The following is a 14,833-nucleotide window of genomic DNA, read 5'->3' on the forward strand; positions in this document are numbered from 1 at the left end:
TGACTCAGTTCTTGGAATCCCACAGGCCCGGCAGCGCGCTCGACGAATCCGGCGCGGCCAGCCCGAAGTGCCTATACGTGAGCAGCGTGGCGACGCGGCCGCGCGGCGTGCGCTGCAGGAAGCCCTGCTGGATCAGATACGGCTCGAGCACGTCTTCGATCGTGTCGCGCTCCTCGCCGATTGCCGCCGCGAGATTGTCGACACCGACCGGGCCGCCGTCGAACTTGTACAGGATCGCTTCGAGCAGCTTGCGGTCCATCAGGTCGAAGCCGACCGCGTCGACGTCGAGCATGCTGAGCGCGGCGTCGGCCACCTGCGCGGTGATGTTGCCGTCGGCCTTCACTTCGGCGAAGTCGCGCACGCGCCGCAGCAGGCGGTTCGCGATACGCGGCGTGCCGCGCGCGCGACGGGCGATTTCGAAGGCACCGTCCGGATGGATCTGCGCGCCGAGCAGCGCGGCCGAACGCGTGACGATGCGCGCGAGCTCCTCGGCTTTGTAGAACTCGAGTCGCGCGACGATGCCGAAGCGGTCGCGCAGCGGATTGGTCAGCATGCCCGCGCGCGTGGTCGCGCCGACCAGCGTGAACGGCTGCAGATCGAGCTTCACGCTGCGCGCGGCGGGCCCTTCGCCGATCATGATGTCGATCTGATAATCCTCGAGCGCCGGATAGAGGATTTCCTCGACGACCGGTGAGAGCCGGTGAATTTCGTCGATGAACAGCACGTCGTTGGCTTCGAGATTGGTGAGCAGCGCGGCGAGGTCGCCGGCGCGTTCGAGCACGGGCCCCGACGTTTGCCGCAGATTGACGCCCATCTCGCGCGCGATGATGTGCGCGAGCGTGGTCTTGCCGAGGCCCGGCGGGCCGAACAGCAGCACGTGGTCGAGCGATTCGGAACGGCGCTTGGCGGCCTCGATGAAGATTTCGAGCTGGCCGCGGACTTTCTCCTGCCCGACATATTCGTCGAGCTGACGCGGGCGCAGCGCGCGTTCGAACGCTTCTTCGTTCGGCGACACGGGCGTGGCCGCGATGATGCGCTCGGCGGCGAGTTTGTCGGTTTCGATCATCTGCTCATTGTACCGCGCACGGATCGCGCATCAGCCCTTCGAGAGCGCCTTCAGCGCGAGCTTGATGCCCTCGGACACGCCCGTGCCGGCCGGCACGTTCTTGATCGCCGCGAGCGCTTCTTTTTCCGAGTAGCCGAGCGCGAGCAGCGCATTGAGGATGTCCGACGCGTGGTCGGATGGCGACGCGGCGCCCGCCATCGCACCGAGGTCGGCGCCGAGCTTGCCCTTCAGTTCGAGCAGCAGCCGCTCCGCGGTCTTCTTGCCGATACCCGGCACACGCGTGAGGCGCGCGGCGTCCTGCATCGTGACGGTCTGCGCGAGCTCCGCGACGCTCATGCCCGACAGCACCGCGAGCGCCATGCGCGCGCCGATGCCGGAAATCTTCAGCAGCTCGCGGAAGGTCGCGCGTTCCTGCGCGGTGCCGAAGCCGTACAGCAGATGCGCGTCTTCGCGCACGATCATCTGTGTGAGCAGCACGATGCGCTCGCCGGTCGACGGCAGGTTGTAGAACGTGCTCATCGGCACGTCCACTTCATAGCCGACGCCGTTGCAGTCGACGAGCAGATGCGGCGGGTTTTTTTCCAGCAGAACGCCGGCGATGCGACCGATCATGGCGGATTAGTTTTCAGAGTCGGATGGGAATGCGCGAGTGTAGCGCAGCGGATCGGCGGCGCAAACGGCATCGCGTGTCTACGTTGCGCTAGCCGACGAGACGCCCGCGCCGCACCCGCAGACCCTTCTTCGCGAGCGCCGGTGCGATGCCGCCTAGCGTGCTCAGCGTCGAGCCGCCGTGCGCATGGCAGATGGCCATGCCGAGCGCGTCGGCGGCGTCGGTGCCCGGCACGCCCGACAGGCTCAAGAGCCGCACGACCATCTGCTGCATCTGCTCCTTGGTCGCGCGGCCATAGCCGACCACCGACTGCTTCAGTTGCAGCGCGGTGTATTCGGCGACCGGCACGCCGCCCGCGACGAGCCCGCAGATCGCGGCGCCGCGCGCCTGGCCGAGCAGCAGCGTCGACTGCGGATTGACGTTGACGAAGACTTTTTCGATCGCCGCCTGATCCGGCGCGTGCTCGCGGATCAGCGTCGAGATGCCTGCGAAGATGGTGCCGAGCCGCGACGGCAGATCGGCGTCGGCGGTGCGGATCACGCCGCTCGCGACGTAGCGCAGTGTGTGGCCGTGTTGTTCGATCACGCCGAAGCCGGTCACGCGCAGGCCGGGGTCGATGCCGAGAATTCTCATCAAGTGCCGCACAAGCGATAAAAACCAGGTGCCTGAGATACTACAACGAACGCGGCGTGCGGCGGACCGCTGGCAGCATGCCTGGCGGAATAAAAGCTGCTAAAGGCTTTGCACGAGGAGGGCGATCGGGAATGGAGCGCTACCGCAATCTCAGCCGCGACTCGGGCGTCGACGCCTATGAAATCGGCGACGATTTCATCAAGGTGCGCTTTCGGCCGGGCGTCGTGTATTGGTACACAGAGGCAAGTGTCGGCGCCGAGCATCTCGCGGTACTGAAGCGTCTCGCGCGGCGCGGCCAGGGTTTGGGCACGTACATCAGCCAGCATGCGCAAGTGCGGGACGGTTACGCGCGCAAAGATCCGGATGATTGAACGCGTCGCTGCAAGACAAAAAGCCCGGCGGGACAACCCGCCGGGCCTTTTCTCAGCTACCGAACTTCAGCCGATCAATGACGGAAGTGACGCACGCCCGTCAGCACCATCGCGATGTTGTGCTCGTCGGCGGCCATGACCACTTCGTCGTCGCGCACCGAGCCACCCGGCTGGATCACGCAGGTCGCGCCTGCCGCGACCACGACGTCGAGACCGTCGCGGAACGGGAAGAACGCGTCCGATGCGACCGCCGAACCGGCCAGCGTCAGACCGGCGTTCTGCGCCTTGATGCTCGCGATACGCGCCGAGTCAACGCGGCTCATCTGACCCGCGCCGACGCCGAGCGTCATGCCGTTCGCGCAGAACACGATCGCATTCGACTTCACGTACTTCGCGACACGCCATGCGAACAGCAGATCGTCCATTTCCTTCGGCGTCGGATGACGCTTCGTGACGACGCGCGCAACTCGCGCGGCTGCACGTTCCTGGAGTCGAGCGACTGCACCAGCAGGCCGCCACCGACGCGCTTCAGATCGAAAGTGTTGTGGCCTTCGCCCAGCGCGATTTCGAGCAGACGCACGTTCTGCTTCGCCGCGAACACCTGACGCGCTTCGGCGCTGAACGACGGCGCGATGAGCACTTCGACGAACTGCTTCGCAACGGCAAGCGCCGCTGCTTCGTCGACTTCACGGTTGAACGCGATGATGCCGCCGAACGCCGAGGTCGGATCGGTCTGGAACGCCTTCGAGTACGCTTCGTGCGCGTTCGCGCCCACCGCGACGCCGCACGGATTCGCGTGCTTGACGATCACGCAGGCCGGCACGTCGAAGGTCTTCACGCATTCCCACGCCGCGTCGGAGTCGGCGATATTGTTGTACGACAGTTCCTTGCCCTGCAACTGATTGTAGTTCGCGAGCGCGCCGTCCGGCACGGTCAGGTCGCGGTAGAACGCCGCGCTCTGGTGCGGGTTTTCGCCGTAGCGCAGGTCCTGCACCTTGTTGAACGCCATGTTGAAGGTGGCCGGGTACTCGTTGCGCGACGAGTGCTGCAACTCGTCGGTCAGGCTCGTCAGGTAGTTCGTGATCGCGCCGTCGTACTGCGCGGTGTGCGCGTACACCTTGGTCGCGAGACGGAAGTTCGTCTTGTACGACACCGTGTTGCCGTTCGCGCGCATTTCGTCGAGCACGACCGCGTAGTCGGCCGGATCGACCACCACCGTCACGTCACGATGATTCTTCGCGGCCGAGCGCAGCATCGTCGGGCCGCCGATGTCGATGTTCTCGATTGCGTCTTCGAGCGAGCACTCTTCCTTCGACACGGTCTGCACGAACGGGTACAGGTTCACGACCAGCAGGTCGATGGTCGGAATGTCGTGCTTCTCGAGCGCGGCCATATGCTCGGGCAGATCGCGGCGCGCGAGGATGCCGCCGTGCACCTTCGGATGCAGTGTTTTCACGCGCCCGTCGAGCATTTCCGGGAAGCCCGTGTAGTCGGCGACTTCGGTGACGGACAGGCCCGCGTCCGCGAGCAGTTTCGCGGTGCCGCCGGTCGACAGGATCTTGATGCCGAGGTCCGACAGCGATTTGGCGAAGTCGACGATGCCGGACTTGTCGGAAACGGAGATGAGCGCTTGCTTGATCATGATGAAGACGAAAAGCCGAAGGGGAAACGTGGCAGGGCGCGAGAAACTTCAACGCGCTACAGCAAACCGTGTTGTTGCAGCTTCTTGCGCAGCGTATTGCGGTTGATGCCGAGATACTCGGCGGCCAGCGACTGGTTACCGTTGGCCTGCTCGAGCACCACTTCGAGCAAGGGTTTTTCCACGCATGAAATGACCATGTCGTAGACGTCGTGCGGATTGGAGCCGTCGAGATCCTGGAAATACACATCCAGGCTGTCGCGGACAGATTGTTCGATGTTGTTCTTGCTCATGCTGCTAGTCGGTCGGTGTTGTCCTCGCCCTGGCTGTCGAGCCCGGGGTTGCCGGGCGCTTCGTCGACGTAGACGAGGCGGTCTGAGATCGCCTTTTGCGCGTCAAAGAACTCGTTGACGGCGAGGAGTTGTTCGCGCGTGGTGTCCAGCGTATTCATGCGATGCCGGAACAGGTTGGCGCCGGAAAGGCCGCGAGTGTACCAGCCGATGTGCTTGCGCGCAGTGCGGACACCGGTAAATTCCCCGTAAAAAGCGTAGTGATCTTCGAGATGTTCGTTCATCACCTGCTGGATTTCGTCGATGCGCGGCGGCGGCAGCAGCTCGCCCGTTTGCAGGAAATGTTCGATCTCGCGGAACAGCCACGGACGACCCTGCGCGGCCCGCCCGATCATGATCGCGTCCGCGCCGGTCGCGGCCAACACCTCGCGCGCCTTTTGCGGCGACGTGATGTCGCCGTTCGCGACGACCGGAATGTTGACCGCCGCTTTCACGGCGGCGATGGTTTCGTACTCGGCGTCGCCGTGGTACAGGTCGGCGCGCGTGCGGCCGTGCACGGTCAGCATTGAAATGCCCGCCGCTTGCGCGAGACGCGCGACGTTCAGCGCGTTTTTGTTCTCGCGATTCCAGCCGGTGCGGATTTTCAGCGTGACCGGTACCGCGTCGGGCCCGACGCCAACAGCGTTTACGACGGCCTCGACAATGCGCTGCACGAGCGGTTCGTTCTGCAGCAGCGCCGAGCCGGCTGCCACGTTGCAAACCTTCTTGGCCGGGCAGCCCATGTTGATGTCGATGATCTGCGCGCCGTTCGCGACGTTGTAGCGGGCGGCCTCGGCCATCATGTCCGGGTCGGCGCCAGCGATCTGCACCGCGATCGGCTCGACCTCGCCCTCGTGATTCGCGCGGCGCATGGTCTTTTCGCTTTTCCACAACTGCGCGTTCGACGCGACCATTTCCGACACCGCGTAGCCCGCTCCGAGCCGTTTGCACAGCTGGCGAAACGGCCGGTCGGTCACGCCGGCCATCGGGGCGACGAACAGGTTATTGCGCAGAATGTGGGGGCCGAGAGTGGGCATGACGTGAGCGTGCGCCGACGTCGGGTCAGATTTGACAATCGTGACGGCCGGCGCAGCGCGAAATGCGAGGGAAAACCACCATTTTAGCGTTAACGGGTTGCCGAGACTCGCGAACCGGGTCTCGTAACCTGTTAAATCTTCTATGAAAGTCGCGCGGCTCATAGAGCCGCGCGGCGTTTTGCGTCCTTAGCGGCGCTGGCCGAACATCATCTGGCGGGCGAGCGCGGTTTTCACCGGCGGGACGAATTCTAGTGCGGTCAGCGCGAGGCCGCGCAGTACCGCGAGCGGCGCGAAGTCGATGGTAAACAGGCGCGCGAGCGTGTCGGTCGAACCGATCGTCAGGCGCCGGTCGAGCGCGCGGCGCTGCGCGAAAGTGGCGAGCGCGAGCGGTGTCGGGCCCTCGGCCGACAGCGCATCGGCGAGAGCGTGCGCGTCTCGCAGGCCCAGGTTGAGGCCTTGGCCCGCCACCGGATGCAAGGTCTGCGCCGCATTGCCAATCGCGACGATGTGGCCGTTCACGAGCGTGTCGACCGTGTTGAGACCGAGCGGAAACGACGCACGGCCCTTGATGTGCGTAAAGCGGCCCATGCGGTCGCCGAACGCGGCATCGAGCTCGCGCAGGAACGCTTCGTCGGAGAGCTGAGCGCGGCGCGCGGCTTCATCGGGCGCGCAGCACCAGACGAGCGCGTAGTCGGCACCGCGCACGCCGCCCATCGGCAACAGCGCGATCGGGCCTTGCGACGTGAAGCGCTCCCATGCGACGTGCGGCTGCGGTGCGGACGCAGTGACCGTGCCGACCAACGCGGTCTGGCCGTAGTCGCGCGAGCCGGCGTGATTTTTACCGATGCTGCGTGCGCCGGCGTCTTCGTCCGTGGCGCGGCTCGGGTTTTTCGCGTGCTTCTGGTCGCCGAACAGGCCGCCCTCGGCGTTCACCAGAATCCGCGTGCGCAACTGGCGCGCGACGCCCGCGGTTTCGATCGGCAGCGTGACGCCGTCGAGCTCCTGAACCGGCGCACCGGCCGACGTCGAGCGGAACCAATGGACCGGCGTCGCGTGCACGGCGTCGGCGAGGCCATGCACGATCGAGCCGTAACGCAGCACGTAGCCGAGCGCGGGCAGGCCGTGCTCGCGATGATCGATCAGCGTGCGGCCGAAATGACCGCGCTGCGACACGTGGATGCGCTCGATCGCGGTGGCGTCGGCCGGCCAGCGCAGCGGCTCGAGGATCATCCGGCTGCCGTGCGAGACCGCGATCGCGCGCGGATCGGCGATCGAGTCTTCCGGCTCGCGCGCGTCGACGAGCGCGATCTTCAGCTCGCGCGTCACGCTGCGGCGCGCGAGCCAGCCGGCGAGCGCGAGGCCGACCGGACCGGCGCCGACGATCGTCACATCGAAATCGAACCCTTGCTGGTGGGAGGCGGGCCTCAGGATCACCGCCGATGGAGACGCTTCATTCATCGCCGATCAGGTCCTCTGTTGATGAGCAGCCGCTCGTGCTTGCTGCATCAGCGCCTCGATCTCGTCGGCGGCGACCGGCACGTCGCGCGTGATCAGCTCGCAGCCGGTCGGCGTGACGATCGCGTCGTCCTCGATGCGGATGCCGATGTTCCAGTAGCGCTCGGGCACACCTTCGGCCGGGCGCACGTACAGGCCCGGCTCGATCGTCAGCGTCATCGACGCGCGCAGCGTGCGCCACGGCAGCGCGCCCGCTTCGTCGCGCGGCGCGCCGCGCTCGCGGTAGTCGCCGCAGTCGTGCACGTCCATGCCGAGCCAGTGGCCGGTGCGATGCATGTAGAACGGCGCGTAGGCGCGCTCGGCGATCACGTCGTCGACCGATGCGAACTTCGCGCGCGGCACGATGCCAGTGTCGAGCAGCCCCTGCGACAGCACGCGCAGCGCGGCCTGATGCGGATCGTCGAAGCTCGCGCCGGCGCGCGTCGCATCGACGGCGGCTTGCTGCGCGGCCAGCACGATGTCGTACAGCTCGCGCTGCGCCGGTGTGAAGCGGCCGCTCGCCGGGAACGTGCGCGTGATGTCGGACGCGTAGCCGTCGAGTTCGCAGGCCGCGTCGATCAGGATCAGGTCGCCGTCGCGCGCGATCGCGTTGCCGGCGGGGTAGTGCAGCACGCACGCGTTCGCACCGGCCGCGACGATCGACGTATAGGCCGGCGCCTGCGCGCCGAACTTGCGGAACGTATAGAGCAGTTCGGCCTCGAGTTCGTACTCGCGGATACCGGGCCGGCACACCGCCATCGCGCGACGATGCGCGGCCGCCGAAATCTGGCCGGCGCGGCGCATGATCGCGAGCTCGTGGTCGTCCTTGACGAGCCGCATCTCGTCGAGCAATGGCAGCAGATTGCGCGCGGCCGTGGGCGCGACGGTGCCGCTGCGGCTTTGCGCGCGCACCGCGTCGAGCCAGCCGCGCACCTGCTCGTCCAGATGCGCCGAGGTGCCGAGCGCATAGTGCAGCGCCGGCTTGTCGGCGATGATGCGCGGCAACTGCGTGTCGAGTTCGCCGATCGCGAACGCGGCGTCGAGCCCGAATGCCTCGCGCGCGCCGTCGGGACCGAAGCGGAAGCCTTCCCACGTTTCGCGCTCGACGCTCTTCTCGCGGCAGAACAGCACCGACGCAGGCGCGCCGGGCACAGAGCTGGCATCGAGCACCAGCAGCGCTTCGGGCTCGGTGAAGCCGGTCAGATAATAGAAGTAGCTGTCGTGGCGGTACGGATAGTCAGTATCGCGGTTGCGCAGCGCTTCCGGTGCGGTCGGGACGATGGCGACGCCGCCGCCCGCGGCGCGCAGCGCGGCGAGAACGCGCTCGCGGCGCGTGCGGTAGACGTCGATGGCGATGGTGGGTTCGGTCGGCTGGTTCATCGTGCGATTGTAGCGCCGCGTGTCTCCTCTCCCCATTCTCCGCGCACGACATCGACTCCCTTTGTGCGGATTCCGACGGCGCGGCGGCCGCCGTCATGTTGCAATCCGTCCACAGCGGCTCGGCGGGCAGTTCGCGAACATGCCGCCAGCACGTTCGCGAAAGCCTTAGACCACTTATACTTTCGCCGGATTCAGAAAAAGGCAGAAGGTCATGATGAAACTCATCGGTTCGTTCGGCAGCCCGTATGTGCGTAAAGCGCGCATCGTGCTCGCCGACAAGAAGATCGACTACGAACTGGTGCCCGAGAACGTCTGGGCGCCGGATACCCGGATTCACACCTTCAACCCCCTCGGCAAGGTGCCGTGCCTCGTGATGGAAGACGGCGAAGCCGTGTTCGATTCACGCGTGATCTGCGAATACGTCGATACGCTGTCGCCGGTGGGCAAGCTGATTCCGCCGTCCGGGCGCGAGCGCATCGAAGTGCGCTGCTGGGAGGCGCTAGCCGACGGCGTGCTCGACGCGGCCGTGCTGATCCGTCTCGAAAGCACGCAGCGCGCGCCCGAGCAGCGCGTGGACGCATGGGTCGCGCGGCAGCAGCGCAAGATCGACGAAGCGCTGATCGCGATGTCGCAGGGGCTTGGCAGCAAGCCGTGGTGCGCGAGCAATCACTACACGCTGGCCGACATCGCGATGGGCTGTGCGCTCGGCTATCTGGACTTCCGTATGCCGGAACTTAACTGGCGCGAAGCGCATCCGAACCTCGACAAGCACTTCCAGAAGCTGTCGCAGCGGCAGTCGTTCATCGATACGGCGCCGAAGGATTGATGAAGCTCGAATGAGCATAAAAAAAAGCGCCTGCATGTCAGGCGCATTTTTTTTGCGGGCGGGGTTCGTTTGACGTGGGCGCCGGCGTTACCGCTTGCCGTTGCGCCGCCGCGCGATCCCCGGTCCGAACGCGAAACCGATCGCGAGCAGCAGCACCGACACCGCGAGCACCGTGTTGTTGCCGCTCGTCACGTAAGGTGTGTTGCCGGCGGTGCCTTGCACGTTGACGTCGAGCGAGCCGACCGTGTACGGCGTCAGGCGCCCGATCACGCGGCCGTTCGCGTCGATTGCGGCGGTCATGCCGGTGTTGGTTGCGCGCAGCATCGGCCTGCCGGTTTCGAGCGAGCGCATGCGCGCGATCTGCAGATGCTGGTCGAGCGCGATCGTGTCGCCGAACCACGCGAGATTGGTCGAGTTGATCAGCACGCCGGCGGGCGTCGCGTTCTCGCGCAGCGTGCGCGCGATTTCCTCGCCGAAGATGTCCTCGTAGCAGATATTCAACGCTACCGGCTGGTTATGCACCATGAACGGCTTTTGCACAGGCGGGCCACGGAAGAAGTCGCCGAGCGGTATGTTCATCAGGTTCACGAACCAGCGGAAGCCCCACGGCACGAATTCGCCGAACGGCACCAGATGGTGCTTGTCGTAGCGATAGATTTCGTGCGAGCCGGGCGTGACGCCGAACAGGCTGTTGGTGTAGTCGACCACCCGGCCTTCCGGCGTGATCGTGCCGCCGATCGCGCCGAACAGCAGCGAGCTGCCGGTCGAATCGGTGAATTGGCGGATCGCGGCCGCGAAGTTCGGCGGCAGTTGCTGCGCGAGCACGGGGATCGCGGTTTCCGGCGTGACGATCAGATCGGCCGGCTTCGACGTGATCATTTTCTGATACTCGTCGACCGCCGCGCGCAAGCCGGCTTCCTCGAATTTCATCTCCTGCTTCACGTTGCCTTGCAGCAGCCGCACCGTCAGCGGCGCGTTGGCGGGTGTCGTCCACTGCACGAGCGGCAGCAGCAGGCCCATCACGAGCAGCGCGAGCGCGACGCAGGCTGGCACGGCGATGGCGGCAACGCGCGTGCCGCGGCCGCGCGCGGCGCGGCTGTCGACGTCACCAGCGGCGCTGGCGTTCGGCTCGCGCGATTCATTGGCACGCCCGGGGCGCCACGACGGCAGCAGCGCCAACAACGCCTGCACGATCAACGCGGCCGTCAGCGCGACCATCCAGCCGACGCCATATACGCCGACCACGGGCGCAAACCCCGCCAACGGGCCGTCGACTTGCGCGTAACCGGTGGCGAGCCACGGAAAGCCGGTGAACACCGTGCCGCGCAGCCATTCGCCGATTGCCCACGCGCTGGCAAAAGCCAGCGCGCCGTGCCAGGTCGGCGAGAATGGCGCACGGTCGTCGGCTGCGCCGTTGCGCGCATGGCCGGCGCAGAACGACCATATCCCCGCGGCGAGCGCCGGGTAGAGCGCGAGATACAGCGAGAACAGCACGAGCGCCGTGCCGGCGAGTGGCGCCGGCATGCCGCCGTAGTAGTGCATGCTCACATACAGCCACCAGACCCCGCTCACGAAGTTGCCGAAGCCGAACGCGCCGCCCGTCAACGCGGCGCTTTTCCAGCCGGTGCTGCGCGTGAGCCACGCGAAGAAGAACACGAAGATCGCGAGTTGCAGCCAGCCGCCATGCGGCGTCGGCGCGAACGACAGCGTATTGGCCGCGCCCGCGGCCAGTGCGACGAGGTAGTGCCAGCGCGGCAGCGCGCGGCTGCGCGTGACGTCGTCGGTGGCAGCGGGGGCGGGAGCGCTCACGCCGCGGTGCGAACGGGAAGTGATCGGGTCGGCCATTGTTGCGCGGTCGGCGTCGGAAGTTGAAAGGGTAAATCAGCAGGCAAACGAGTCGGCGCACATGCGCCCGCAATAACAACGCGCGGGCGCTCGGGCCGTGCATCGGCCCGAGCCGCCGGCTCAGGTCTGCACGTGCTGCGACTCGCGTTCGCGCTGGCCCGCGAGCGGGTCGCGGCGCACCAGCAGCATGTGGATCTGGCGGGCGTCGCCGCGCAGGATCTCGAAGATCAGATCGTCGAGGCGCACTTTCTCGCCCCGATGCGGCACCCGGCCGAAGTGATGCGTGACCAGCCCGCCGATCGTGTCGACTTCTTCGTCTGAATATTGCGTGCCGAAGGTGTCGTTGAACTGCTCGATCTCGGTCAGCGCGCGCACCCGGAAGCGTCCGTCCGGCGACGCGATGATGTTGCCGCTTTCCTCGTCGAAATCGTATTCGTCCTCGATGTCGCCGACGATCTGCTCCAGCACGTCTTCGATGGTGATCAGGCCCGCGACCCCGCCGTATTCGTCGACGACCACCGCGAGGTGGTTACGGTTCACGCGAAAGTCGTGCAGCAGCACGTTCAGCCGCTTCGACTCGGGGATGAACACGGCCGGGCGCAGCATGCCGCGCACGTCGAATTCTTCTTCGGCGTAGTAGCGCAGCAGATCTTTCGCGAGCAGCACGCCGATGATGTTGTCGCGATTGCCCTCGTAGACTGGATAGCGCGAATGCGCTTTCTCCAGCACGTAGGGGATGAATTCGGCTGGATTGTCGGCGATGTTGATCGCGTCCATTTGCGCGCGCGGCACCATGATGTCGCGCGCGCTCAGTTCCGAGACCTGGAACACGCCTTCGATCATCGACAGCGAGTCGGCGTCGATCAGGTTGCGCTCGTGCGCGTCCTGCAGAATTTCCAGAAGTTCGGCCCGCGAGTCGGGTTCGGGCGAGATGAAGTCGGTCAGGCGTTCCAGCAGCGAGCGCTTTTCCTGCGGTTTGTCGAGATGGCGTCCGGTATGGCGTCGACTGGGATACGTGTCGTTCATGGTAGTGCGCCCGGCGAGACTGGGCGCGCTGTTACAAAGCGTTAAGGATACACCAGGCACATGGCGGAACCGTGTCCGGCCGGGCCTGGCGATGAGTGAAGCCAAGGTGAAACGGCCGCGCCGCGAAGGCGGAGCGTGGAATCATCCTAACCGATTACGCGGGCAAAAGCGCTCGCCGGCAAAAAAGTCGCGGGTGGGGTTTTCGCCGAGATGACGAAATTACACGGCCGGCTTGCAGCGCGCGAGCAGCGCTTCGAGCGCGCGGTCCGGCATGCCGCTTTCGCGCAGCGCATGCACGGTGCGGCTTACGTAATCGAAAGTCGTGCCGTAGCGGCCGCTCGCGCAGCCCAGCACGGTCTGAATGATGTCGTCGCGCAGCTTGCCGGTGTAGCTTGGCACGTCGCGGCGCATCACGAAGGCGAGCGCGTCTACGCGCCGGCCGTCCGCGAGGACGCACGGCAGCCACGCGGGACGGTACGAGCCCATCGGCATTTCGCGGCGCCACAGTGCTTCGAGATGCGGCATCGAGCCATCGGCCGCGAGCCGGAACGCCATGCCGGTGCACGAGCCGCCGCGATCCAGCGCGAGCACGAGGCCGGGCTGCTCGGGCGTGCCGCGATTCACACGCGACCACAGATAGAGGCCGCGGTGATAGCCGTGCACCTTCGAGCGCATCGCTTCGACGGTGGGCAGTCCCGGGTTCCAGATCAGCGAGCCATAGCCGAACAGCCACAGATCGCTCTGGCGGTCCCAGCCGCGCAACGTGCATTCAAGCGACGCGCGCAGTTCGTCGTCAGTCAGAAGCCGCGAGTCGCCGAGCACCGGCGGGTAGTCCGGACAGGGCACGGGAATCTCGGTTTCGGGGGACGGAGTGCTCACGGTGGGTTCGGTTGGAGGAGGGGCGTGGACGTCTATTGATAAGGGTCCGGAAAGCCGAGCCTGGCGAGGATTTCGGTTTCGATCGCCTCCATTTCCTCGGCTTCTTCTTCAACCTCGTGGTCGTAACCCTGTGCATGCAGTGTGCCGTGCACGAGCAGGTGCGCGTAATGCGCGGCGAGCGGTTTGCCCTGCTCGGCGGCTTCCTTCTCGATCACCGGGCAGCAAAGAATCAGATCGCCCGTAACCGGGTCGTCTTCCGATTCGGCATAAGTGAAGGTCAGCACGTTGGTCGCGTAATCCTTGCCGCGATAGGTGCGGTTCAGCGTGCGGCCTTCTTCGGCGTCGACGAAGCGAACCGTCAGTTCGCCGTCTGCGAACAGCGCCGCCTTGATCCAGCCTGCCACCGTCGCGCGCGGCAGTAGCGCCTTGTGTTCCGGCCAGGCTTTGGCAGCGGGGAATTGCAGGCTCAGTGTTAGTTTCGGGGTGCGGCTCATGCGGTTTATGTGTGTGGCGTTCGTGGCTCAGTCGTTTTTTGCGGCATGGTGGCGAGGCCACGCGGGCCTCGCGCTGCGAAGCCCATCGCTTTAGCGCGAATCGGCCGCGGCGCTCGACTTCTGCGCATGCGCATCGTACGCCTCCACAATTCGCGCGACCAGCGGATGGCGCACCACGTCCGCGCTCGTGAAGCGCGTGAGCGCGATGCCGCGCACGTTCGCGAGCACCTGCTGCGCTTCGATCAGCCCGCTCTTCTGGCCGCGCGGCAGGTCGACCTGGGTCGTGTCGCCGGTGACGACCGCCTTGGAGCCGAAGCCGATCCGCGTGAGGAACATCTTCATCTGCTCGGGCGTGGTGTTCTGCGCTTCGTCGAGGATGATGAACGCGTGATTTAGCGTGCGGCCGCGCATGTACGCGAGCGGCGCGATTTCGATCATCTGCCGCTCGAACATCTTCGCGGTTTTGTCGAAGCCAAGCAGGTCGTACAGTGCGTCGTACAGCGGACGCAGATACGGATCGACCTTCTGCGCCAGATCGCCCGGCAAAAAGCCGAGCCGCTCGCCTGCTTCGACGGCCGGGCGCGTCAGCACGATGCGTTTGACCTGGTCGCGCTCGAGCGCGTCGACCGCGCAGGCCACCGCGAGGTAGGTCTTGCCAGTGCCGGCCGGGCCGACGCCGAAGGTGACGTCGTGCGACACGATCTGCTTCAGGTACTCGCGCTGCGCCGGCGTGCGGCCGCGCAGATCCGCGCGCCGCGTGTACAGTTTCGGGCCGTATTCCTCGAAGTCGTCTTCGCTCGCATCGGCATCGGCGGGCTGGTCGAACGGGTGATCGGGATTGCCGGCGAAGTGCGGGTCGACGGCGTCGCCGCCGTTGCCATTGCCGTTGCCATTCGAACGATGGCGCGCCGGATGGCGCACTTCGACGAGCGCGAGCTGGATGTCGTCGACCGACAAGGGCTCGCGTGCGCTGTTGTAGAAGTTTTCGAGCGCGGTGAGCGCGAGTTTCGCGCCGCGCCCGCGGATCGTGATGCGGTGGCCACGCCGCTGCAGGGTCACGTCGAGCGCCTGCTCGATCTGCCGCAGATTTTCGTCGAGCGGTCCGCAGAGGTTGGCAAGCCGCGCGTTGTCATCGCGCGGTGCGGTGAATTCCAGATGCTGCTGAGTGGTCTTCAAGGCGGTGAGTCGATCCTGTCGGTTGCGA

Annotated in this window: 14 protein-coding genes and 1 pseudogene; 2 read left to right on the forward strand and 13 right to left on the reverse strand. The window is 66.0% G+C overall.

The window, feature by feature from the left end; genetic code table 11:
• Positions 1–4: 4 nt before the first annotated feature.
• The 3 genes from ruvB to ruvC form a co-directional block, all read right to left on the reverse strand.
• On the reverse strand, positions 5–1,066 hold the full coding sequence (gene ruvB / locus QFZ91_RS17675; RefSeq protein WP_429567939.1) for a Holliday junction branch migration DNA helicase RuvB: 1,062 nt from the start codon (positions 1,064–1,066) through the stop codon (positions 5–7).
• Between the two features lie 30 nt (positions 1,067–1,096).
• Positions 1,097–1,678 carry a Holliday junction branch migration protein RuvA gene (ruvA, locus tag QFZ91_RS17680; RefSeq protein ID WP_018421776.1) on the reverse strand — a complete coding sequence of 194 codons (582 nt, stop codon included), beginning with the start codon at positions 1,676–1,678 and terminating at the stop codon, positions 1,097–1,099.
• Positions 1,679–1,766: 88 nt separating this feature from the next.
• Positions 1,767–2,309: a crossover junction endodeoxyribonuclease RuvC gene (gene ruvC, locus QFZ91_RS17685; protein WP_008919621.1), complete on the reverse strand. Its 543-nt coding sequence runs from the start codon at positions 2,307–2,309 to the stop codon at positions 1,767–1,769.
• A 131-nt stretch (positions 2,310–2,440) separates the two neighbouring features.
• On the opposite strand from ruvC, the gene QFZ91_RS17690 reads away from it, so the two are divergent.
• Positions 2,441–2,680, forward strand: a complete 240-nt coding sequence (locus QFZ91_RS17690; protein WP_176121812.1) for a hypothetical protein — start codon at positions 2,441–2,443, stop codon at positions 2,678–2,680.
• A 74-nt stretch (positions 2,681–2,754) separates the two neighbouring features.
• Here the strand turns inward: QFZ91_RS17690 and purH are convergent.
• The 5 genes and pseudogenes from purH to QFZ91_RS17715 all read right to left on the reverse strand — a co-directional run bounded on the left by purH (position 2,755) and on the right by QFZ91_RS17715 (position 8,559).
• Positions 2,755–4,322: pseudogene (gene purH / locus QFZ91_RS17695) on the reverse strand (bifunctional phosphoribosylaminoimidazolecarboxamide formyltransferase/IMP cyclohydrolase).
• Between the two features lie 56 nt (positions 4,323–4,378).
• Positions 4,379–4,612, reverse strand: coding sequence for a Fis family transcriptional regulator (locus tag QFZ91_RS17700; RefSeq protein ID WP_013090496.1), 234 nt, complete (start codon positions 4,610–4,612; stop codon positions 4,379–4,381).
• Positions 4,609–5,685: a tRNA dihydrouridine synthase DusB gene (gene dusB, locus QFZ91_RS17705; RefSeq protein WP_429503170.1), complete on the reverse strand. Its 1,077-nt coding sequence runs from the start codon at positions 5,683–5,685 to the stop codon at positions 4,609–4,611. The genes QFZ91_RS17700 and dusB overlap by 4 nt, the downstream gene beginning before the upstream one ends.
• A 186-nt stretch (positions 5,686–5,871) precedes the next feature.
• A complete protein-coding gene (locus tag QFZ91_RS17710; protein ID WP_176365609.1) occupies positions 5,872–7,143 on the reverse strand; it encodes a UbiH/UbiF/VisC/COQ6 family ubiquinone biosynthesis hydroxylase in 1,272 nt (423 codons plus the stop codon).
• A 6-nt stretch (positions 7,144–7,149) separates the two neighbouring features.
• The gene (locus QFZ91_RS17715) at positions 7,150–8,559 is read right to left on the reverse strand and encodes an aminopeptidase P N-terminal domain-containing protein (protein ID WP_429567940.1); all 1,410 of its coding nucleotides are present in this window, start codon (positions 8,557–8,559) and stop codon (positions 7,150–7,152) included.
• 211 nt (positions 8,560–8,770) lie between these two features.
• Between QFZ91_RS17715 and QFZ91_RS17720 the strand changes: the two genes are divergently transcribed.
• The gene (locus QFZ91_RS17720; RefSeq protein WP_176105091.1) at positions 8,771–9,385 is read left to right on the forward strand and encodes a glutathione S-transferase C-terminal domain-containing protein; all 615 of its coding nucleotides are present in this window, start codon (positions 8,771–8,773) and stop codon (positions 9,383–9,385) included.
• Between the two features lie 87 nt (positions 9,386–9,472).
• Here the strand turns inward: QFZ91_RS17720 and lnt are convergent, their stop codons facing one another.
• The 5 genes from lnt to QFZ91_RS17745 all read right to left on the reverse strand — a co-directional run bounded on the left by lnt (position 9,473) and on the right by QFZ91_RS17745 (position 14,805).
• Entirely contained in the window at positions 9,473–11,230 is a 1,758-nt protein-coding gene (gene lnt, locus QFZ91_RS17725) for an apolipoprotein N-acyltransferase (protein ID WP_429567941.1), read from the reverse strand.
• A gap of 120 nt (positions 11,231–11,350) precedes the next feature.
• Positions 11,351–12,256 carry an HlyC/CorC family transporter gene (locus tag QFZ91_RS17730; protein ID WP_368596410.1) on the reverse strand — a complete coding sequence of 302 codons (906 nt, stop codon included), beginning with the start codon at positions 12,254–12,256 and terminating at the stop codon, positions 11,351–11,353.
• Positions 12,257–12,475: 219 nt separating this feature from the next.
• Positions 12,476–13,135, reverse strand: coding sequence for a gamma-glutamylcyclotransferase (locus QFZ91_RS17735; protein WP_176121805.1), 660 nt, complete (start codon positions 13,133–13,135; stop codon positions 12,476–12,478).
• A 32-nt stretch (positions 13,136–13,167) separates the two neighbouring features.
• Positions 13,168–13,629: an rRNA maturation RNase YbeY gene (ybeY, locus tag QFZ91_RS17740; protein WP_429567942.1), complete on the reverse strand. Its 462-nt coding sequence runs from the start codon at positions 13,627–13,629 to the stop codon at positions 13,168–13,170.
• Between the two features lie 90 nt (positions 13,630–13,719).
• Positions 13,720–14,805 carry a PhoH family protein gene (locus QFZ91_RS17745; protein WP_429567943.1) on the reverse strand — a complete coding sequence of 362 codons (1,086 nt, stop codon included), beginning with the start codon at positions 14,803–14,805 and terminating at the stop codon, positions 13,720–13,722.
• Between the last annotated feature and the right edge of the window lie 28 nt (positions 14,806–14,833).

It is taken from the genome of Paraburkholderia sp. JPY419 (genome assembly GCF_050435705.1).
Taxonomy (GTDB): Bacteria; Pseudomonadota; Gammaproteobacteria; order Burkholderiales; family Burkholderiaceae; genus Paraburkholderia; species Paraburkholderia youngii.

Bases quoted from the DNA above. Each gene is read 5' to 3' on its own strand.
- lnt (WP_429567941.1), bottom strand. From the start codon at position 11,230: ATGGCCGACCCGATCACTTCCCGTTCGCACCGCGGCGTGAGCGCTCCC.
- QFZ91_RS17690 (WP_176121812.1), top strand. From the start codon at position 2,441: ATGGAGCGCTACCGCAATCTCAGCCGCGACTCGGGCGTCGACGCCTAT.
- ruvB (WP_429567939.1), bottom strand. From the start codon at position 1,066: ATGATCGAAACCGACAAACTCGCCGCCGAGCGCATCATCGCGGCCACG.
- dusB (WP_429503170.1), bottom strand. From the start codon at position 5,685: ATGCCCACTCTCGGCCCCCACATTCTGCGCAATAACCTGTTCGTCGCC.
- ybeY (WP_429567942.1), bottom strand. From the start codon at position 13,629: ATGAGCCGCACCCCGAAACTAACACTGAGCCTGCAATTCCCCGCTGCC.
- QFZ91_RS17715 (WP_429567940.1), bottom strand. From the start codon at position 8,559: ATGAACCAGCCGACCGAACCCACCATCGCCATCGACGTCTACCGCACG.
- QFZ91_RS17710 (WP_176365609.1), bottom strand. From the start codon at position 7,143: ATGAATGAAGCGTCTCCATCGGCGGTGATCCTGAGGCCCGCCTCCCAC.
- ruvA (WP_018421776.1), bottom strand. From the start codon at position 1,678: ATGATCGGTCGCATCGCCGGCGTTCTGCTGGAAAAAAACCCGCCGCAT.
- QFZ91_RS17730 (WP_368596410.1), bottom strand. From the start codon at position 12,256: ATGAACGACACGTATCCCAGTCGACGCCATACCGGACGCCATCTCGAC.
- QFZ91_RS17720 (WP_176105091.1), top strand. From the start codon at position 8,771: ATGATGAAACTCATCGGTTCGTTCGGCAGCCCGTATGTGCGTAAAGCG.
- QFZ91_RS17700 (WP_013090496.1), bottom strand. From the start codon at position 4,612: ATGAGCAAGAACAACATCGAACAATCTGTCCGCGACAGCCTGGATGTG.
- ruvC (WP_008919621.1), bottom strand. From the start codon at position 2,309: ATGAGAATTCTCGGCATCGACCCCGGCCTGCGCGTGACCGGCTTCGGC.